The organism is Micromonospora craniellae, assembly GCF_014764405.1.
GTDB classification, from domain to species: domain Bacteria; phylum Actinomycetota; class Actinomycetes; order Mycobacteriales; family Micromonosporaceae; genus Micromonospora; species Micromonospora craniellae.
The window spans coordinates 4782267-4802855 of sequence record NZ_CP061725.1 but is presented as its reverse complement, the minus strand read 5'-3'; the positions used below and the strand labels follow the sequence as shown (position 1 = coordinate 4802855).

Genomic DNA, 20589 nt, shown 5'->3' with positions numbered 1-20589 from the left:
ACGGAGTCGTAGCACTCGCAAAACGGGCTGTATCGGGGCGAAGCGACCACCACAAGTCCATGATCGACGACGGTGTCCAGGGCGCATGACGGGCGTCACAACAGCGACCTGTCACGCCCCGACGCGCCCCGCCCGTCGTGGCGGTGTCGGAGCGATCTAGCGGGAGGGTTGTCATGCAGCGGATGAACGTGGCCAAGGTGGCGCCGGAGGCGTTCGGCGCCGTGATGGGGCTGGAGAAGTACGTCCGGGCGAACGTGGACCACACCGTGCTGGAGCTGGTGAAGCTGCGCGCGTCGATCCTGAACGGCTGCGCGTTCTGCGTCGACATGCACAGCCAGGAGGCGCTCGGCGCGGGTGAGTCGAGCCGGCGGCTCTTCGCGGTGGCGGCCTGGCGTGAGGCACCCTTCTTCGACGAGCGGGAACGCACCGCGCTGGCGCTGACCGACGCGGTCACCCGGCTCGGCGAGCACGGGGTGCCCGACGACATGTGGGAGGACGCGGCGAAGGTCTGGCCGGAGAAGGCACTCGCCGACCTGGTCCTGGCGATTGCCACAATCAACGTGTGGAACCGGATCGCGGTGACCTTCCGCAACGATCTCCCGTCGGACGACTGAGCCCGACCGAGGCGGCAGAGGCGGCCGGTGCGCTCGACGCGCACCGGCCGATGCTGCTGGGCCTGGCGTACCGGTTGCTGGGCAGCCGGTACGACGCCGAGGACGTGCTCCAGGAGACCTACCTGCGCTGGGCCCGCGTCGACCGGAGCCGGGTCGCCGAGCCACGCCGCTACCTGTCCCGGGTGGTCACCCACCTGTCGATGGACCGGCTGCGGGTCCGGCAGGCCACCCGGGAGGCGTACGTCGGGCAGTGGCTGCCGGAGCCGGTGCCGACGACACCGTCACCGTTCGGTCCGCTGGAACGCGCCGAACTGCGCGACTCGCTCTCCACCGCACTGCTGCACCTGCTGGAGCGGCTCACCCCACCGGAGCGCGCGGTCTACGTCCTGCACACCGCGTTCGAGCTGCCGTACGCCGAGATCGCCGAGCTGCTCGACCGGTCCGCCGAGGACTGCCGGCAGTTGCACCACCGGGCCGCCGCCCGGATCGGGCGCGAGCAGCGCCGGTTCACCGCCGACCGGGCGGAGCAGGAGCGGCTGCTGGAGGCGTTCATCGCCGCCGCCGGCGAGGGCGACCTGCGGAGGCTGACCGAGCTGGTGGCCGCCGACGCGACCGCGTGGAGCGACGGCGGCGGCACGGTGAGCGCCGCTCGCAACCCGATCAGCGGCGCGGACCGGGTGGTCCGGTTCCTGCTGGGCGTCCGCCAGAAGGGCTGGCCGCTCACCGTGCACCGCATCGACCTCAACGGTCAGCCGGCCGCCGTGGTCGTCACCGCCGGCGGCGCCCGGTACGCGGTCACGCTCGGCACCGCCGACGGTCGGATCACCGACATCTTCCTGGTGGCCAACCCGGACAAGTTGCCCTGGACGGCCTGAGCCGGCCCGTCGACAGGCCGGCTCGCCGCTGTCGTCAGCCCAGCTCGGGGAACCAGAGCGCCAGCTCACGCTTGGCGCTGTCCGGGGAGTCGGAGGCGTGCACCAGGTTCTCCCGGTTGGACAACGCCAGGTCGCCCCGAATGGTGCCGGCGGCGGCCTTGCGCGCGTCGGTGGCGCCGATCAGGCCCCGCACCACGTCGATCACCTGGTCACCGGCGAGCACCAGCGCGACCAGCGGCCCGCTGGTCATGAACGTCTTCAGCGGCGGGTAGAACGCCTTGTCCACGTGCTCGGCATAGTGCTCGTCGGCCAGCGCGGCGTCCATCGTCCGGGACGCCATCGCGTCGATCCGCAGCCCCTTACGCTCGAAACGGGAGACGATCTCGCCGACCAGGCCACGGCGGACCGCGTCGGGCTTGATCAGCACGAGCGTGCGCTCGTCCGGGCTGCTGCTGGACACGCTGGGTTCCTCCTCAGGGCGGAAGCCGGTCAGGCTGGGTACGGTCAGCCTAGCGACCCGGTCCCGGCGCCGGTGCGGTGGCCGGACCTTCCCCCGGCCCCCGATCCGGCCTAGCCTGGCCCTGACCACCCGGGAGGTCCACTGTGGCGAACGGCGGGAACCGACCCATCGCACCGGTACGCAGACTGATCGCGGCGGTGCTCGGCACTGTGGCCGCTTTCGTCGTGCTGTTCGGGCTGGGCATGACGAGCTGGGCCATCGTGGCGCTCGGTGTCGCCCTGTTGGTGCTGGCGATCGCGCTGGCCACCGTACGCGGCGGCGGGCGCACCTGGGTCGTCGGCGCCGGGCACGTGCACAGCGCCTCCGAACCACCCACCCAGTACGCCTTCGGCCGCTGCGAACTCCAGCTCGTGATCGACGCCCCCGGGCTCCCGCCCCGGTCCAAGAAGATCATCGAGCCTCGGGTACCGGTGTCCAAGTGGCCGTCGCTGGGCCAGACGCTGCCGATCCGGGTGGCGCTGGACGACCCGCGACACGTCCGGGTGCTCTGGGACGAGGTGCCCACCCACGCCGAGGCTGGCACCGCCGACCTGCCGCCCGAGTTCGCCGACGAGTTCGCCGGGCAGGTCCCGCCGGACGAGGTGCTGATCGGGCAGGAGGCCCCACCGTGGGCCGACCGGGCGCCGGAGGACGATTTCCACGACCCGCTGGGCGACCCGCTCGGCGGTCCGCTCCGCGACCCGCTCCGCGAGGACCCGATCGAGTCGGTCGAGCCCCGGGATCCGGTCCGGATGCGCCAACGCCCCGGCGGACCGGTCGTGCTGGAGGGCACCGTGGTCGAGCAGAGCAGCGACGCCCCGCTGCCCCGCCGCGCCACGCCCGCGCCGCGTACCCCCGCCGAGGAGCGGTTCGCCGCGACGGCCGCCGGGCGACTGGCCGACCCGCCGCCCGCCCCGACGGACCCCTTGGACCCGCTGGACCTGCCGCTGGACGACCCGTACCCGGCGAACGGCGAGCGCACCCGGTCGGCACCAGCCGGGGACGAGCCGATCCACGCCGCGGCGACCACTCCGACCACCCCGAGCACCGCGGCCACCCGCGACACGGCCACGACCCCGAGTACGGCGACCGACGCTCGGGACTTCGGCGGTGCCGACGATCCGCCGGTCGACGACCGGGAGTTGGACGAGGCGATCTTCGGTTTCGACCCGGACGCCGCCGACCCGGCCGCCCCGATCAGCGGCGTGGGCATCACCCTGCTCGTCACCGAGCTGCCCCGATCGCTGGAGTTCTATCGGGACCGGCTCGGCTTCCGCGAGGTCGACCGGGGCAACGGCAACGCGGTCCTCTCCTCCGGGGCGACCCGGCTGGTGCTGCGGGAGGTGACCGGCGCCCAGCCGATGAACCGGCGGCTGGTGCACGTCAACCTCGACGTCGACGACATCCAGTCGGCCTACGAACGGATGCGTGACTCGGGTGTCCGCTTCACCTACGCGCCCCGGGTGGTCAACCGGGGCACCAAGCTGGAGGTGTGGGCGGCGGCGTTCCGCGACCCGGACGGGCACGGCATCGCGCTGACCCAGTGGCGGGAACGCGCCGAGGCGTGACCTGCCGGCCGGTGCCGATGCCGGTCAGCCCAGGATCACCCGGCGTACGTGCAACGCGTACGCCCACACCAGCGCGAAGATGACGCCCAGCGCGAACAGCGCCCAGTGCAGCAGCCCGGACAGCAGCAGCACCCCCTGCAACACGGTGCCGGCCTGCCACGCCCAGGGCCGGCGCATCAGCCCGGCCAGCAGTGCCGCCAGCACGGCCAGCGTCACCACCGCCGCGAGCGCCGGGCCACCGAGATCACCGCCGACGACCCGGATCGGCTGGATCGCCAGCAGCAGCACCAGCGCCTCCAGCGCGAGGGTGCCCGCACCGAGCCCGCGTACCGCCCGCTGCGGGTCACGCAGCCCGGACCGACGCTGCCCCGGCGGGCCGTCGCCGCTCGCTCCGGTAGCGTCCCCGGGGCCGCCATCCGGCTGCCCCGCTCCGGCGACGCCACCGGCGGCGGGCTCGGAGGTGTCGTCCGGCCGGGCCGCGCCCGTCTGCTCGCTCATCGCTTCAGCAGGCGGCGGGCGTCGGCCACCGTCACCACCGAGCCGGTGATGAGGACCCCGACCCCGGCCAGTTCACCCGGTACGTCCTCCTCGGCCAGCGCCACCGCCGTCTCGATCGCGTCCGGCATCTCCTCGGCGACCTCGACCCGGTCCGGCCCGAACACCTCGGCGGCGAGCGCGGCCAACTCCTTCGCCGGCAGCGCCCGGGGCGAGCTGTTGCGGGTCACCACCACCTGGTCCACCACCGGTTCCAGCAGCTCCAGCAGGCTGGCCGCGTCCTTGTCGGCAAGCGTGCCCACCACCGCGACCAGCTTGCTGAACGCGAACTCCTCCTGCAAGGCGGTGACCGTGGCCGCCATTCCCTGCGGGTTGTGCGCGCCGTCCAGCAGGATCGTCGGGGCGGTACGGACCCGCTCCAGGCGGCCCGGCGAACTGGCCGCCGCGAACCCCTCCCGCACCGCCTCCACGTCCAACTGCCGCCGCGCACCGGCGCCCAGGAACGCCTCGACGGCGGCGAGCGCCACCGCCGCGTTCTGCGCCTGGTGCGCACCGTGCAGCGGGACGAACACCTCCTCGTACACCCCGCCCAGCCCTTGCAGGGTGAGCACCTGCCCGCCGACCGCGACCGCCCGACGCAGCACGCCGAACTCGGTGCCTTCGCGGGCGACGGTCGCGCCCACCTCGGCGCAGCGTTGCAGGATCGGCCGGACGGCTTCCTCCTCCTGGCCGGCGCAGATGACCGTGGCCCCGGGGTGGATGATGCCGGACTTGGCGACCGCGATGTCCTGCAGCGTGTCCCCGAGCCACTCGGTGTGGTCCAGCCCGATCGGGGTGAGTACGCACACCCCGGCCTGGATCACGTTCGTGGCGTCCTCGGCGCCGCCGAGGCCCACCTCGACCACGGCGATGTCGACGGGAGCGTCGGCGAAAGTGGCGAACGCCAGCGCGGTGGTCATGTCGAAGTAGGTCAGCGGCTCCGCCGACCGGTCGTCCACCAGCTCGGCCAGCGGCTTGATTTCCTGGTAGACCGCAGCGAACCGGGCCTCGTCCACCGGCTCGCCGTCGAGGCTGATCCGCTCCCGGACGGTCTCCAGGTGCGGGCTGGTGTACCGGCCGGTGTGCAGCCCGAACGCCCGCAGCAGGGAGTCGATCATCCGGGCCGTGGAGGTCTTGCCGTTGGTGCCGGTCAGGTGGATCGACGGGTACGCCCGCTGCGGGCTGCCCAGCAGGTCGAGCAGGGACGAGATGCGGTCCAGCTCGAAGACCATCCGGGTGAAGCCACGCCCGGCCAGCTCCGCCTCCGCCTGGGCGAAGGCGGCGTGCGCGGCCCGGTCGGCGCGGGGCCGGGCGCGATCGGTGTTCTCGGAACGGTCGGTCACGAGGGCAACGCCTCCAGGGCGGCATCGATCCGGGCCAGGTCGGCCTCGGCGACGGCCAGCCGTTGACGGATCTTGGCAACGACCGGCTCGGGGGCCTTGCCGACGAACGCCGGGTTGTCCAGCTTCGCCCGGGCCTGCCCGGCCTCCTTCTCGGCCGCCGCGCGGTCCTTGGTCAGCCGGGCCCGTTCGGCGGCCACGTCGATCGAGCCCCGGGTGTCCAGCGCGACGCTGACCTCCCCCGGCATGGCCAGCGTGGCGCTGGCCTGGAAGTCGTCGCCGGCCGCGTCCAGCCGCGCCAGGGACCGGATCAGCGGCTCGTGCGCCGCGACACCGGCACCGGCCAGTCCGTCGAGCCGGGCGGCGACCCGCTGGGTCGGACGCAGTCCCTGGTCCGAGCGGAACCGGCGGACCTCGGTGACCACCCGTTGCAGGGTGGCGACCTCCACCTCGGCGGCGTCGTCGACCAGGGCCCGGTCGGCGGCCGGCCAGGCCGCGGTGAGCAGCGTCTCTCCGCCGGTCAGCGCGGTCCACAGCTCCTCGGTGACGAACGGGATCACCGGGTGCAGCAGCCGCAGGAGGTGGTCCAGCACGTGCCCGAGGACACGACGGGTCACGTCGGCCGCCTCACCGCCGCCGGCCAGCACCGGCTTGCTCAGCTCGACGTACCAGTCACAGACGTCGTCCCAGGCGAAGTGGTACAGCAGGTCGCAGACCTTGGCGAACTCGTACGCCTCGAACTGCTCGTCCACCTCGGCGGTGACGTGCGCCAACCGGGACAGGATCCACCGGTCGACGGTCGACAGCCGATCGGCGGTCGGCATCGGGCCACTGGTGTGCGCGCCGTTGAGCAACGCGAACCGGGTGGCGTTCCAGAGCTTGTTGCAGAAGTTCCGCGAGCCCTGACACCACTCCTCGCTGACCGGCACGTCCCCGCCCGGGTTGGCGCCCCGGGCCAGCGTGAAGCGGGTCGCGTCGGCCCCGTACCGGTCGATCCAGTCCAGCGGGTCGACCACGTTCCCGAACGACTTGGACATCTTCTTGCCGTGCTCGTCCCGGACCATGCCGTGCAGGGCGATCACGTCGAACGGCTGCTTGCCGTCCATCGCGTACAGGCCGAACATCATCATCCGGGCGACCCAGAAGAAGAGGATGTCGTAGCCGGTCACCAGCACGCTGGTCGGATAAAACTTGGCCAGGTCCGGGGTCTGCTCCGGCCAGCCGAGCGTGGAGAACGGCCACAGTCCGCTGGAGAACCAGGTGTCCAGCACGTCCTCGTCCTGGTGCCAGCCCGCACCGGTCGGCGGCTCCTCATCGGGTCCGACGCAGACGACCTCGCCGTCCGGGCCGTACCAGACCGGGATCCGGTGGCCCCACCAGAGCTGCCGGGAGATGCACCAGTCGTGCATGTTGTCGACCCAGGCGAAGTAACGCTTGGCCAGTTCCGCCGGCTCGATCCGGACCCGCCCGTCGCGGACCGCGTCACCGGCCGCCTTGGCCAGCGGCGAGGTGTTGACGAACCACTGCAGCGACAGACGAGGCTCCACGGTGGTACGGCACCGGGAGCAGTGCCCCACGGCGTGCACGTACGGCCGCTTCTCGGCGACGATGCGGCCCTGCTCGCGCAGCGCCGCGACGATCGCGGGCCGGGCCTCGAACCGGTCCAGCCCCTGGAACGGCCCGGGCGCGGTGATCACACCCCGCTCGTCCATCACCGTGAGCGCGGGCAGATCGTGCCGCTGCCCGATCTCGAAGTCGTTCGGGTCGTGTGCCGGGGTGACCTTGACCATGCCGGTGCCGAAGGACGGGTCGACGTGGGCGTCCCCCACGATCGGGATCCGCCGCCCGGTCAACGGCAGCTCGACCTCGGTGCCGATCAGGTGCCGGTACCGCTCGTCGTCCGGGTGCACCGCCACCGCCGTGTCGCCGAGCATCGTCTCGGCCCGGGTGGTGGCCACCACCACATCGTCGCTGTAGCGGATCGAGACCAGCTCGCCGTCGTCGTCGGAGTGCTCCACCTCAATGTCGGAGAGGGCCGTCAGGCAGCGCGGACACCAGTTGATGATCCGGTTCGCCCGGTAGATCAGGCCGTCGTCGTACAGCTTCTTGAACATGGTCTGCACGGCGCGCGACAGGCCCTCGTCCATGGTGAAGCGCTCGCGGTCCCAGTCCACCGAGTCACCGAGACGGCGCATCTGGCCGAGGATGGCGCCGCCGGACTCCGCCTTCCACTGCCACACCCGCTCGACGAACTTCTCCCGGCCCAGGTCGTGACGGGACAGGCCCTGCGAGGCGAGCTGCCGCTCGACCACGTTCTGGGTGGCGATGCCGGCGTGGTCCATGCCGGGCAGCCAGAGCGCCTCGAAGCCCTGCATCCGCTTGCGCCGCACCAGCGCGTCCTGCACGGTGTGGTCCAGCGCGTGGCCCATGTGCAGCGAGCCGGTCACGTTCGGCGGCGGGATGACGATGGTGAAGGGCTGCCGCTCGCTCTCCGCCGACGCCCGGAATCGACCGTCGGCTACCCACTGCTCGTAGCGTCGCAGCTCTACCTCGCCGGGCTGGTACTGGCCGGCAAGTGTCGGGGCGTCGAGGCGTCGGGCATCCAGGTTCTCGGTCACCCTCGAAGTCTACGGAGCGCTGCGGCGGACCCGACGTGCGCCACCTGTCGTTCGCGTACGGTGTCGGCTATGTCCGACGCACGCCGCAGCCTCCACCGCCTCGACGACGGCACCCCGCTGGTCGATCTGACCGCCGAGCCGATCGAGCTGGACGGGCCCGAGGCGCCGGCCGGGTCCGACCGCCGTACCGGGCGCTCCCGGCGCTGGCGGATCGCGGCGGCGCTGATCGCGGTCCTCGTGTTCGCGGGCGTCGGCGCCCTGGGCTCCTGGGGCTGGCGGATCATGCAGCAGAAGGACGCCCGGATCAGCACTCCGGGTGAGGTCGCCGGCCTACGCCAGGACACCTCCGACCGCGCGGTGAGCACTGCCGACTACCTGCGCAGCGGCCTCGCGGCCGACATCCAGCTCGACAGCAGCTTCGGCGTCGTCTACCAGGATCCCGCCGACGCCCGTCGCTCGGTGCTGATGTTCGGCGGGACGACGCTGTTGTGGCAGCCGGAGCGGGATCTGGAGAGCCTGTTCACGCTGATGGCCGACGAGACCAGCGCGCTCGACGGCCTGCGCGACGTTTCCCCGGGCCGCCTCGGCGGGGTGATGAAGTGCGGCAGCACCAGCAGCGAGGACGGTGACTTCGCGGTCTGCGGCTGGGCCGACCACGGCAGCGTGGTGCTCGCCATGTTCTCGTCCCGCTCGGTCGACGAGTCCGCCGGGCTGCTGCGACAGATCCGCGAGGCCGTGCAGACCCGACACTGACGCCCTCCGCCGGGTCACCGCCCGCCGGCCCGGGCCACCGGGGTGGCCAGCGCCGCGAGGCCGACACGGTGAAGTCCCGGCTCCGCCACAGCCCCACCGGCCGACCCGACCCGTCCGCATGCCCCGGTCGCCCGGCATCCCCTGAGCCTGCGGTGTCTTTCGGTCGCGCGGTGGTGGGCCCTGGCCCGTTCGGGGGCGCCGTCACTCGGGTGACGCTAGCGGCCGGCGCGTCGGCCCGCTGTCCCGTCCGCACTGCCCCGACCGGAGCGTAAATGCGTTTAGGGCCACCCCCTTGGGGGTGGCCCTAAATCGAGAAGATGTCCGGCGGTGTCCTACTCTCCCACACCCTCCCGGGTGCAGTACCATCGGCGCTGGAGGGCTTAGCTTCCGGGTTCGGAATGTTACCGGGCGTTTCCCCTCCGCCATGACCGCCGTAACCTTATCAACATGTCAAACACCATCCCGCGCCAACACCACGTGTCGGGGGCGTGTTTGTTTGTTGTGAGTTACACAGTGGACGCGTAGCAGCTTTGATAGTCAAGTCCTCGGCCTATTAGTACCGGTCAACTGAACCCGTTACCGGGCTTACATCTCCGGCCTATCAACCCAGTCGTCTAGCTGGGGGCCTTACCCCACCAAAGGGTGGGTGGGATACCTCATCTCGAAGCGAGCTTCCCGCTTAGATGCTTTCAGCGGTTATCCCTTCCGAACGTAGCTAACCAGCCGTGCCCCTGGCGGGACAACTGGCACACCAGAGGTTCGTCCGTCCCGGTCCTCTCGTACTAGGGACAGCCCTTCTCAAGTATCCTACGCGCACGGCGGATAGGGACCGAACTGTCTCACGACGTTCTAAACCCAGCTCGCGTACCGCTTTAATGGGCGAACAGCCCAACCCTTGGGACCTGCTACAGCCCCAGGATGCGACGAGCCGACATCGAGGTGCCAAACCATCCCGTCGATATGGACTCTTGGGGAAGATCAGCCTGTTATCCCCGGGGTACCTTTTATCCGTTGAGCGACACCGCTTCCACACGCAAGTGCCGGATCACTAGTCCCGACTTTCGTCCCTGCTCGACCCGTCAGTCTCACAGTCAAGCTCCCTTGTGCACTTGCACTCAACACCTGATTGCCAACCAGGCTGAGGGAACCTTTGGGCGCCTCCGTTACCTTTTAGGAGGCAACCGCCCCAGTTAAACTACCCACCAGACACTGTCCCTGAACCGGATAACGGTCCGAAGTTAGATACCCGAATCAACCAGAGTGGTATTTCAAGATTGCCTCCCCTCATACTGGCGTACAAGGTTCACCGGCTCCCACCTATCCTACACAAGCTAACTCAAATACCAATGTCAAGCTATAGTAAAGGTCCCGGGGTCTTTCCGTCCTGCCGCGCGTAACGAGCATCTTTACTCGTACTGCAATTTCGCCGGGCCTGTGGTTGAGACAGTGGGGAAGTCGTTACGCCATTCGTGCAGGTCGGAACTTACCCGACAAGGAATTTCGCTACCTTAGGATGGTTATAGTTACCACCGCCGTTTACTGGCGCTTAAGTTCTCCGCTTCGCCCCGAAGAGCTAACAGGTCCCCTTAACGTTCCAGCACCGGGCAGGCGTCAGTCCATATACATCGAATTACTTCTTCGCATGGACCTGTGTTTTTAGTAAACAGTCGCTTCCCCCTGCTCTCTGCGGCCATACAACGCTCCACCCGCGCGGGGCTTCACGTCTCCGGCCCCCCTTCTCCCTAAGTTACGGGGGCAATTTGCCGAGTTCCTTAACCACAGTTCGCCCGATCGCCTCGGTATTCTCTACCTGACCACCTGTGTCGGTTTGGGGTACGGGCCGCTCGAAACTCGCTAGAGGCTTTTCTCGGCAGCATAGGATCACTGACTTCACCTGAATCGGCTCGGCATCACGTCTCAGCCCCATGACGTGCGGATTTACCTACACATCGGCCTACACGCTTACCCCGGCACCACCACCGGCCGGGCTCAGCTACCTTCCTGCGTCACCCCATCGCTTGACTACTACCCGCCAGGTTCCCACGCTCCCCGCGTTTGGTCCGAAGACCGCCCACAGCTCGGATGGTTAGCACAACGAGGTTCATCAGGGACGCTCCTTCGCGGGTACGGGAATATCAACCCGTTGTCCATCGACTACGCCTCTCGGCCTCGCCTTAGGTCCCGACTCACCCAGGGCGGATTAACCTGGCCCTGGAACCCTTGGTCATCCGGCGGAAGGGTTTCTCACCCTTCTTTCGCTACTCATGCCTGCATTCTCACTCGTGCCGCGTCCACAACTCGATCACTCGGCTGCTTCACCCCCGGCACGACGCTCCCCTACCCATCCACACACCTGCGCCAAAACCACAAAGATTCCAGCGAAGCACACATGTGAATGCCACAGCTTCGGCGGTGTACTTGAGCCCCGCTACATTGTCGGCGCGGAACCACTTGACCAGTGAGCTATTACGCACTCTTTAAAGGATGGCTGCTTCTAAGCCAACCTCCTGGTTGTCTATGCGACCCCACATCCTTTTCCACTTAGCACACGCTTAGGGGCCTTAGCTGGTGATCTGGGCTGTTTCCCTCTCGACTACGAAGCTTATCCCCCGCAGTCTCACTGCCGCGCTCTCACTTACCGGCATTCGGAGTTTGGCTGATTTCGGTAAGCTTGTGGGCCCCCTAGACCATCCAGTGCTCTACCTCCGGCAAGAAACACACGACGCTGCACCTAAATGCATTTCGGGGAGAACCAGCTATCACGGAGTTTGATTGGCCTTTCACCCCTAACCACAGGTCATCCCCCAACTTTTCAACGTTGGTGGGTTCGGCCCTCCACACGGTCTTACCCGCGCTTCAGCCTGCCCATGGCTAGATCACTCCGCTTCGGGTCTAGAACATGCGACTCCAACGCCCTCTTCAGACTCGCTTTCGCTACGGCTCCCCCACACGGGTTAACCTCGCCACATGCCACTAACTCGCAGGCTCATTCTTCAAAAGGCACGCCGTCACCCCGCAAGGCTCCGACGGATTGTAGGCGAACGGTTTCAGGTACTATTTCACTCCCCTCCCGGGGTACTTTTCACCATTCCCTCACGGTACTCGTCCGCTATCGGTCACCAGGAAGTATTCAGGCTTACCAGGTGGTCCTGGCAGATTCACGGCAGATTTCAGGAGTCCGCCGCTACTCGGGAACATCCATAGAAGACCAGCTGCTTTCACCTACCGGACTATCACCGTCTACGGTCGGCCTTTCCAGACCATTCGACTAACAACTGGTTTTGTAACTTCTTCAGTGAGTGTCAGCCCACCACACAGAGTCCCACAACCCCGACCACGCAACCCCTGACAGGTATCACACGCAACCGGTTTAGCCTCAATCCGCTTTCGCTCGCCACTACTCACGGAATCACTATTTGTTTTCTCTTCCTACGGGTACTGAGATGTTTCACTTCCCCGCGTTCCCTCCACACACCCTATGAGTTCAGGTGCAGGTGACACCACATGACTGGTGCCGGGTTACCCCATTCGGACACCCTGGGATCACAGCTCGGTTGACAGCTCCCCCAGGCCTATCGCGGCCTCCCACGTCCTTCATCGGCTCCTGGTGCCAAGGCATCCACCGTCCGCCCTTGACAACTTGACCACAAAGATGCTCGCGTCCACTGTGCAATTCTCAACAAACAACCAACCCACAACCCACAGCCCCACACCAGCAACACCACCCCCACCAGGGGACAACATCCGGTATGCGAGACCAGGCCATGCCTGGCAACCACCCCCACCCCCACAGAGGCAAGAAAGATGGCTCTGAAGCAAACAACCACACTGGATTGTTCCTTCAGGACTCAACAGGGTGCCAACCATCTCCCCACAGCCGCACCAACAGAAAACTCTTTCCACACCACCCCCACAAAGGAAGATGGCCGTACTCGAACCTGCCGGCCGTTGCCACAAGAAAACTCGCCAGTGTCTCCGCCAACTGAGCACCCCGACCCGACATCCGCAGGCCGCGGGCTCCATACCAGCTTTCGCCGGATGGTGCTCCTTAGAAAGGAGGTGATCCAGCCGCACCTTCCGGTACGGCTACCTTGTTACGACTTCGTCCCAATCGCCAGCCCCACCTTCGACGGCTCCCTCCCAAAAGGGTTGGGCCACCGGCTTCGGGTGTTGCCGACTTTCGTGACGTGACGGGCGGTGTGTACAAGGCCCGGGAACGTATTCACCGCAGCGTTGCTGATCTGCGATTACTAGCGACTCCGACTTCACGGGGTCGAGTTGCAGACCCCGATCCGAACTGAGACCGGCTTTTTGGGATTCGCTCCACCTCACGGTATCGCAGCCCATTGTACCGGCCATTGTAGCATGCGTGAAGCCCTGGACATAAGGGGCATGATGACTTGACGTCATCCCCACCTTCCTCCGAGTTGACCCCGGCAGTCTTCGATGAGTCCCCGCCATAACGCGCTGGCAACATCGAACGAGGGTTGCGCTCGTTGCGGGACTTAACCCAACATCTCACGACACGAGCTGACGACAGCCATGCACCACCTGTCACCGGCCCCGAAGGACCCCACATCTCTGCAGGATTTCCGGCGATGTCAAACCCAGGTAAGGTTCTTCGCGTTGCATCGAATTAATCCGCATGCTCCGCCGCTTGTGCGGGCCCCCGTCAATTCCTTTGAGTTTTAGCCTTGCGGCCGTACTCCCCAGGCGGGGCGCTTAATGCGTTAGCTGCGGCACAGAGAACCGGAGAGGCCCCCCACACCTAGCGCCCAACGTTTACAGCGTGGACTACCAGGGTATCTAATCCTGTTCGCTCCCCACGCTTTCGCTCCTCAGCGTCAGTATCGGCCCAGAGACCCGCCTTCGCCACCGGTGTTCCTCCTGATATCTGCGCATTTCACCGCTACACCAGGAATTCCAGTCTCCCCTACCGAACTCTAGCCTGCCCGTATCGACTGCAGGCCCGCAGTTGAGCCACGGGTTTTCACAGTCGACGCGACAAGCCGCCTACGAGCTCTTTACGCCCAATAAATCCGGACAACGCTCGCGCCCTACGTCTTACCGCGGCTGCTGGCACGTAGTTGGCCGGCGCTTCTTCTGCAGGTACCGTCACTTACGCTTCGTCCCTGCTGAAAGAGGTTTACAACCCGAAGGCCGTCATCCCTCACGCGGCGTCGCTGCATCAGGCTTCCGCCCATTGTGCAATATTCCCCACTGCTGCCTCCCGTAGGAGTCTGGGCCGTGTCTCAGTCCCAGTGTGGCCGGTCGCCCTCTCAGGCCGGCTACCCGTCGTCGCCTTGGTAGGCCATCACCCCACCAACAAGCTGATAGGCCGCGAGCCCATCCCAAGCCGAAAAACTTTCCACCCACAAACATGCGCCCATGAGTGAATATTCGGTATTAGCCCCCGTTTCCGAGGGTTATCCCAAAGCCTAGGGCAGGTTGCTCACGTGTTACTCACCCGTTCGCCGCTCGAGTACCCCGAAGGGCCTTTCCGCTCGACTTGCATGTGTTAAGCACGCCGCCAGCGTTCGTCCTGAGCCAGGATCAAACTCTCCAACAAAAACCCAATTGGAAAAGCAAACCCCAGCAACAAACAAATGTTGCCAAAGGAATCCCCACCAACCGAGCAAACACTCGGCCAGCACGGGACATCACAAAACAATTTGGCACTGGCTTATCAAGCACCCTGTTGAGTTCTCAAAGAACAACCACACACCAAACTGCGACCCTGCTTAGCATGACCGCGTCTGGGGCAACCGCTCCAAACTATATGAGCCGCTCTCGGAGTGCAACCTGAAAATCAGGCTTTTGCTCTGCAGCTTGCTCGGGACCCGCGTCGACGCACGCCCATTGGGCGGTCGTTTCTGTCGCGGGATTCGGCAGACCGGCCGATCACCATTTCTGGCGACCTGCCCGGCTGCCTGCCGGCCTCAGCACCCTACCCGGTCGGCTTCGCGATCGCAACTCCGTCTTTGGAGCCTCTCGCACCACCCGGTCTCAGTCTCAGTCTCACGTCAACGTTGCTGACTTGATCCTGGCACCCGTTGTCGGCCGGTTTGCCCCGGCCTCCCCCGTGCAGAGAGGAAGTTACGCGGACGTCCCGGAGAAGGCAAATCAGGGGCCGTCGATGCTCGTGGTCGCCTCCCGGTCACACCCGTCGGCGCCTCGACCACCTGCGATGGAACCTGTCCTCTCGGCGACGACCGTGGCAGGCCCGGACGTGCCAGAGTGTCTGGCATGGATGACGTGTCCCGGCCCGCCAGCCCGGTCCTCGCCGAGGACGCGCTGCTCGGGCTCCTCCTGCCGTTCTGGCAGCTGATCATCGGTGCGTTCGTACTCTTCGCGGTGTTGGCCTCGATCGGGCGGCTGGCCCGTCGCGGCCCGTCGCGGATGAGCACGGCGTTGCTGGTGACCGCCGCCGCCATCGCCGGCTTCGCCCTGGTGGGCGTTCTGTTGCAGAGGTAGCGGCGGTCACATCCGTCGGTTCGCCAGACTCGGTAGCTCGGCTCGGATGCGCTCCAGCCGGGCCAGGTCCAGATCGGCCACCGCGAAGCCCGGGCCGTCGGGCACCTGGGACAGCACCGAACCCCAGGGGTCGACGACCATGCTCCGGCCGTAGCAGGTGCGCGCGGGTTCGTGGTCGCCGGTCTGGCCGGCCGCAGCGACGAAGCACTGGTTCTCGATCGCGCGAGCCCGCAGCAACACCTCCCAGTGGTCACGCCCGGTGTGCATCATGAACGCCGCCGGCACCACCAGCAGGTGAGCCCCACCCTCGGAGGCGAGCTGCCGGTACAGCTCCGGGAATCTCAGGTCGTAGCAGATCGTCAGCCCGACCCGTACGCCCTCGACGTCCACCACCACGGGCCGGTCGCCCGGGGCCACGGTGGCCGACTCCCGGTACGAGACCCGGCCGGGGATCTCCACGTCGTACAGATGGATCTTGCGATAGCTGGCGGCGAGCGTGCCGGACCGGTCGAAGACCAGCGTCGTGTTCCAGGTGTGCCCGGGATCCGGGCCCGCCTCGTGGAAGGAGCCGGCGATCACCCATACGCCGCGTCGGGCGGCGACGTCGGCGAAGAATCGGCCGACCTCGCCGTCCGCCGGCTCCGCCACGGGCATCCCCGCCGCCGGACCGAGGTAGTCGACGTACTCCGGGAGGAGCACCAGGTCGGCGCCGGCATCGACCGCCCGGTCGATCAGGGCCTCGGCGGCGACCAGGTTCGCCTTCCGGTCGTCCCGGGAGTTCAGCTGGCAGACAGCGACGCGCATGCCTGCCAGCGTACGACCGAACTGCCGTCTGCGGCAGCGCGAGAACCTGGCACCGGCCGACTCAGGCCGACTTCTCCTCGCGCTCGCGCCGGGCCCGACGGCCGGTGAACTCGCGCGGGACGATGGTCGGGTTCACGTTCTCCAGCACCGCCTCGCGGGTGATGAGCACCCGGGCGGCGTCGGGGTTGCTGGGCACCTCGTACATCACGGAGAGCAGAACCTCCTCCATGATCGCCCGCAGGCCCCGGGCACCGGTGCCGCGCAACATCGCCTGGTCGGCGATCGCCTCCAGCGCCGGCTGCTCGAACTCCAGCTCGACGCCGTCCAGTTCGAAGAGACGTTGGTACTGACGGACCAGCGCGTTGCGGGGCTCGGTGAGGATGCGGACCAGCGCGGTGCGGTCCAGACTGCGCACGTTGGTGATCACCGGGAGCCGGCCGATGAACTCGGGGATCAGCCCGAACTTGAGCATGTCCTCCGGCATGACCTGGCTGAAGATGTCGTCGGTGGACCGATCGGAGACCGCCCGGAGCCGGGCACCGAAGCCGGTGCCGCCGTGGCCGGTACGCGCCTCGATGATCTGGTCCAGCCCGGCGAAGGCGCCACCGCAGATGAACAGCACGTTGGTGGTGTCGATCTGGATGAACTCCTGGTGCGGGTGCTTCCGGCCGCCCTGAGGGGGGACGTTGGCGACGGTGCCTTCGAGCATCTTGAGCAACGCCTGCTGAACGCCCTCGCCGGAGACGTCCCGGGTGATCGACGGGTTCTCCGACTTTCGAGCGATCTTGTCGACCTCGTCGATGTAGATGATCCCGGTCTCGGCGCGCTTGATGTCGTAGTCGGCGGCCTGGATCAGCTTCAGGAGGATGTTCTCCACGTCCTCGCCGACGTAGCCGGCCTCGGTGAGGGCGGTGGCGTCAGCGATCGCGAACGGGACATTGAGCATCCGTGCCAGCGTCTGGGCCAGGTGAGTCTTGCCGCACCCGGTCGGGCCGAGCAGCAGGATGTTCGACTTGGCCAGCTCGACGCCGTCGTTACCGGAGCCCGGTGCGCCGGCCGCCTCGGCCTGGATGCGCTTGTAGTGGTTGTAGACCGCGACGGCGAGCGCCTTCTTGGCCTGCTCCTGCCCCACGACGTAGTTGTCGAGGAACTGGCAGATCTCCATCGGCTTGGGAAGCTCTTCCCACTTCACCTCGCCGGACTCGGCCAACTCCTCTTCGATGATCTCGTTGCAGAGATCGATGCACTCGTCGCAGATGTAGACCCCAGGGCCCGCGATGAGCTTCTTTACCTGCTTCTGCGATTTGCCGCAGAAGGAGCACTTCAGTAGGTCGCCACCGTCACCGATCCGTGCCACCTACGTTCTCCCTGCACTCATCGGCCGGTGCCCCGGCCACGACCTGCGGACGCTACGCTCCGCCCGTCTTCTTACCCCGCCGGTCGCCCGGCCAAGTGGTACGGACCCGACGTTACCCGCTGTCGGAGTTTTCTCCGACCCCCAAAACGGGTGTGTCAGAGGCCGGCGGGCGACAGACCTCGCCGGCCTCTGATCCGGTACCGGTCAGCCAGCCGCGTTGGCGGCCAGCAGTCCCTTCTTACGGCTGGTGAGGATCGTGTCGACCAGCCCGTACTCGCGGGACTCCTCGGCCGTCATGATCTTGTCGCGGTCGATGTCCTTACGAACCAGGTCGACCGCGCGGTTGCAGTGCCGGGAGAGCATCTCCTCCAACTGGGTCCGCATCCGCAGAATCTCCCGGGCCTGGATCTCGATGTCCGAGCCCTGCCCGTAGCCACCCTCGGTGGCCGGCTGGTGGATGATGATCCGCGAGTTCGGCAACGCCATCCGCTTGCCCGGGGTGCCCGCGGCCAGCAGCACGGCGGCGGCGGACGCGGCCTGACCCAGGCACACGGTCTGGATGTCCGGCCGGACGTACTGCATGGTGTCGTAGATCGCCGTCATGGCGGTGAACGAGCCACCGGGCGAGTTGATGTACATGATGATGTCCCGGTCGGGGTCGGTCCCCTCCAGGGTGAGCAGCTGGGCCATCACGTCGTTGGCCGACGCGTCGTCCACCTGAACGCCGAGGAAGATGATCCGGTCCTCGAAGAGCTTGTTGTACGGGTTGGACTCCTTGACCCCGTACGACGTGCGCTCCACGAACGACGGCAGGACGTAGCGGTTGTGCACGGCCGCGAACTGTGGCGGCAGGCTCAGGTCGGTCATCGTCTGCTCCTCGATCAGCTCAGGGTCCCGGCGCCCTCGGGAACCTGGGCGGCCCCGGTGATCACCTTGTCGATGAAGCCGTAGTCCACGGCCTCCTTGGCGGTGAACCAACGGTCGCGGTCCGAGTCCGCCTCGATCTGCGCCGGAGACTGGCCGGTGTGGGAGGCGACCCGCTCCTGGAACATCCGCTTGGTGTAGAGCATCTGCTCGGCCTGGATGGCGATGTCGGCCGCGGTGCCGCCCATGCCGCCGGAGGGCTGGTGCATCATGATCCGGGCGTGCGGCAGGGCGTAGCGCTTGCCCTTGGTGCCCGCGCAGAGCAGCAGCTGGCCCATTGACGCCGCCATGCCCATCGCCACCGTCGACACGTCGTTGTCGATGAACTGCATCGTGTCGTAAATGGCCATACCCGAGTAGACCGAGCCACCGGGCGAGTTGATCCAGAGGTTGATGTCGCGGTCCGGGTCCTCCGCGGCGAGCAGCAGCAGCTGCGCGCAGATGCGGTTGGCGACCTGGTCGGTCACCTCGCTGCCCAGGAAGACGATCCGCTCCTTGAGCAACCGGTTGTAGACCGAGTCGTCGAGGTTGCCAATGGTGTCACCGCCACGGGCGTCGATCGCCCGGAGCGGCTTCGCTGGGATGTGCATGTCGGTCATGGCAGCCCTTCGCTCTCCGTACCGTCGTGTCCGACACTAACCGCTGCGCCGGGCCGCAGACTCCCGGTCCGGGCACTGTTCGCTCTCAGCGCAGGGCCCCCGGGAGGCGTACCCGGTAAAGGGATCGGGCCACCACCCACCGCTACCGGCGGACGGTGGCCCAGCCGCGATCAGTACGCGTGCTCCTGCTCGCTCGCCTCACGGAGGGCGTCGAGGCTCACCTCGTTGCCGGCCGAGTCCTTGATCTTGACGCGCTCCATGACCGAGGCGAGCGCCTTGCCCCGGCGCACGTCGCCGTAGACCGCACCGGCCGTACCGGAGCGGACCAGCTGGTCGTAGTACTGCTGGGGGGCCATGCCGGCGCGCTGGGCGCGGTGCACGATCTCGTGACCGAACTCGTCGTCGGAGACCTGGGTGTCCTCGGCGTCGGCCAGGGTGTCGAGCAGCAGCTGGACCTTGACGCCCTGGGTGGCGGCCTCGGTCAGCTCGGTGTCGATCTGCTCCTCGGTCTTCTCCTCGGCGGAGAGGTAGTCCTCCAGCGACGCGCCGATCCGCTCCAGCTGGTCGACCATCGCCTGCTTGCGGCTCTCGACCTCGTCGCGGATGACGCCCTCGGGCGTCGGCACGTCGGCGACCTCGACGAGCTGATCGAGGGCCTTGTCCCGGGCGGCGTAGATCTGCTCGACCTGCTTGCCCCGGGTGACCCGCTCACGCAGGGCGTCGCGCAGCTCCCCGATGGTGTCGAACTCGCTGGCCAGCTGGGCGAAGTCGTCGTCCAGCTCGGGCAGCTCCTTCTCCTTCACGGTGCGCACGGTCACCGCCACGTCGGCGTCCCGGCCGGCGAAGTCGCCACCGACGAGCTGGGTGGTGAAGGTGGTGTCCTCACCGGCGGATAGACCGACCACGGCCTCGTCCAGGCCCGGCAGGAGCTGCTTGCTGCCCACCTCGTGGGAGATGTTGCTGGCCGAGCCGCCCGGCACCTCTTCACCGTCGACGGTTGCCCGCAGGTCGATCTGCACGTAGTCACCCTCGGCGGCCGGCCGCTCCACGGTCTTGAGGGTGGCGAAGCGCTCGCGCAGGCTCTCCACCTGATCGTCGATCTCGCTGTCGTCGATCTTGAGCTCGTCGACGGTGACCTCGATGCTGGCCAGGTCGGGCAGGGTGATCTCCGGCCGGACGTCGACCTCCGCGGTGAAGTTGAGCGAGTCACCGTCGTTGAACTCGGTGATCTCCACCTCGGGACGACCCAGGGTCTTCAGGTCATGCTCGCGGACCGCGGTGAGGATGTTCTGCGGGATCGCCTCCTGCACCGCCTCGTTGAGCACGGTGCCCCGACCCACCCGCTGGTCGATGATCGCGGCCGGTACCTTGCCCCGACGGAAGCCGGGAATCTGGATCTGCTGACCGATCTCCCGGTACGCCTTCTTGAGGCTCGGCTCGAGCTCGACGAACGGCACCTCGATGGCGAGCCGCACGCGCGTCGGGCTCAGAGTCTCGACGGTGCTCTTCACAGGCGTACTCCTTGACGGATCTCGGTTGAATCTGGGGCGCTCTTACAGCCCATAGAGTGTAGGTGAGCCGGCACGGCGGACCGGCAGCGCCCGGGAGCCGTGTGAACGGCAGGACCCGG

Annotated in this window: 14 protein-coding genes and 3 rRNA genes; 5 read left to right on the top strand and 12 right to left on the bottom strand. The window is 67.3% G+C overall.

Going from position 1 to position 20589, the window contains the following annotated elements; translation table 11 throughout:
• Positions 1 to 173: 173 nt before the first annotated feature.
• Both ID554_RS21850 and sigJ read left to right on the top strand, forming a co-directional pair.
• Positions 174 to 614: a carboxymuconolactone decarboxylase family protein gene (locus tag ID554_RS21850; RefSeq protein WP_117229533.1), complete on the top strand. Its 441-nt coding sequence runs from the start codon at positions 174 to 176 to the stop codon at positions 612 to 614.
• Positions 563 to 1489: an RNA polymerase sigma factor SigJ gene (gene sigJ, locus ID554_RS21845; protein WP_223884183.1), complete on the top strand. Its 927-nt coding sequence runs from the start codon at positions 563 to 565 to the stop codon at positions 1487 to 1489. Before ID554_RS21850 ends, sigJ begins: the two co-directional genes overlap by 52 nt.
• 34 nt (positions 1490 to 1523) lie before the next feature.
• Here sigJ and ndk read toward each other — a convergent pair whose 3' ends face one another.
• Entirely contained in the window at positions 1524 to 1949 is a 426-nt protein-coding gene (gene ndk / locus ID554_RS21840; RefSeq protein ID WP_117229534.1) for a nucleoside-diphosphate kinase, read from the bottom strand.
• 143 nt (positions 1950 to 2092) lie between these two features.
• On the opposite strand from ndk, the gene ID554_RS21835 reads away from it, so the two are divergent.
• Entirely contained in the window at positions 2093 to 3556 is a 1464-nt protein-coding gene (locus ID554_RS21835) for a VOC family protein (RefSeq protein WP_117229535.1), read from the top strand.
• Positions 3557 to 3580: 24 nt separating this feature from the next.
• Here the strand turns inward: ID554_RS21835 and ID554_RS21830 are convergent, their stop codons facing one another.
• From ID554_RS21830 to ID554_RS21820, 3 genes are all read right to left on the bottom strand, one after another.
• Complete coding sequence (locus tag ID554_RS21830; RefSeq protein ID WP_117229536.1) at positions 3581 to 4054, bottom strand: DUF4233 domain-containing protein; 474 nt, start codon at positions 4052 to 4054, stop codon at positions 3581 to 3583.
• Positions 4051 to 5322 (bottom strand): bifunctional folylpolyglutamate synthase/dihydrofolate synthase, encoded by a 1272-nt coding sequence (locus tag ID554_RS21825; protein ID WP_223884685.1) that lies wholly within the window; start codon positions 5320 to 5322, stop codon positions 4051 to 4053. Before ID554_RS21825 ends, ID554_RS21830 begins: the two co-directional genes overlap by 4 nt.
• Before the next feature lie 107 nt (positions 5323 to 5429).
• The gene (locus tag ID554_RS21820; protein ID WP_117229537.1) at positions 5430 to 8048 is read right to left on the bottom strand and encodes a valine--tRNA ligase; all 2619 of its coding nucleotides are present in this window, start codon (positions 8046 to 8048) and stop codon (positions 5430 to 5432) included.
• A gap of 69 nt (positions 8049 to 8117) precedes the next feature.
• On the opposite strand from ID554_RS21820, the gene ID554_RS21815 reads away from it, so the two are divergent.
• Positions 8118 to 8801 (top strand): hypothetical protein, encoded by a 684-nt coding sequence (locus ID554_RS21815; protein ID WP_117229538.1) that lies wholly within the window; start codon positions 8118 to 8120, stop codon positions 8799 to 8801.
• Between the two features lie 319 nt (positions 8802 to 9120).
• Here ID554_RS21815 and rrf read toward each other — a convergent pair.
• From rrf to ID554_RS21800, 3 genes are all read right to left on the bottom strand, one after another.
• A 5S ribosomal RNA gene (rrf, locus tag ID554_RS21810) occupies positions 9121 to 9237 on the bottom strand.
• A gap of 97 nt (positions 9238 to 9334) precedes the next feature.
• Positions 9335 to 12447 (bottom strand): 23S ribosomal RNA (locus ID554_RS21805).
• 406 nt (positions 12448 to 12853) lie between these two features.
• Positions 12854 to 14370: ribosomal RNA gene (locus ID554_RS21800) — 16S ribosomal RNA — on the bottom strand.
• The 16S, 23S and 5S rRNA genes sit together here, the layout of an rRNA operon.
• A gap of 677 nt (positions 14371 to 15047) precedes the next feature.
• Here ID554_RS21800 and ID554_RS21795 point away from each other — a divergent pair.
• Entirely contained in the window at positions 15048 to 15275 is a 228-nt protein-coding gene (locus ID554_RS21795; RefSeq protein ID WP_117230431.1) for a hypothetical protein, read from the top strand.
• Between the two features lie 6 nt (positions 15276 to 15281).
• Here ID554_RS21795 and ID554_RS21790 read toward each other — a convergent pair whose 3' ends face one another.
• The 5 genes from ID554_RS21790 to tig all read right to left on the bottom strand — a co-directional run bounded on the left by ID554_RS21790 (position 15282) and on the right by tig (position 20470).
• Positions 15282 to 16079, bottom strand: a complete 798-nt coding sequence (locus ID554_RS21790; protein ID WP_117230432.1) for a carbon-nitrogen hydrolase family protein — start codon at positions 16077 to 16079, stop codon at positions 15282 to 15284.
• 61 nt (positions 16080 to 16140) lie between these two features.
• Positions 16141 to 17436, bottom strand: coding sequence for an ATP-dependent Clp protease ATP-binding subunit ClpX (clpX, locus tag ID554_RS21785; RefSeq protein ID WP_117230433.1), 1296 nt, complete (start codon positions 17434 to 17436; stop codon positions 16141 to 16143).
• A 204-nt stretch (positions 17437 to 17640) separates the two neighbouring features.
• Positions 17641 to 18303 carry an ATP-dependent Clp protease proteolytic subunit gene (locus tag ID554_RS21780; RefSeq protein WP_117230434.1) on the bottom strand — a complete coding sequence of 221 codons (663 nt, stop codon included), beginning with the start codon at positions 18301 to 18303 and terminating at the stop codon, positions 17641 to 17643.
• A 14-nt stretch (positions 18304 to 18317) separates the two neighbouring features.
• On the bottom strand, positions 18318 to 18959 hold the full coding sequence (locus ID554_RS21775; protein WP_117230435.1) for a ClpP family protease: 642 nt from the start codon (positions 18957 to 18959) through the stop codon (positions 18318 to 18320).
• Between the two features lie 170 nt (positions 18960 to 19129).
• Positions 19130 to 20470 (bottom strand): trigger factor, encoded by a 1341-nt coding sequence (gene tig, locus ID554_RS21770; protein WP_117230436.1) that lies wholly within the window; start codon positions 20468 to 20470, stop codon positions 19130 to 19132.
• Between the last annotated feature and the right edge of the window lie 119 nt (positions 20471 to 20589).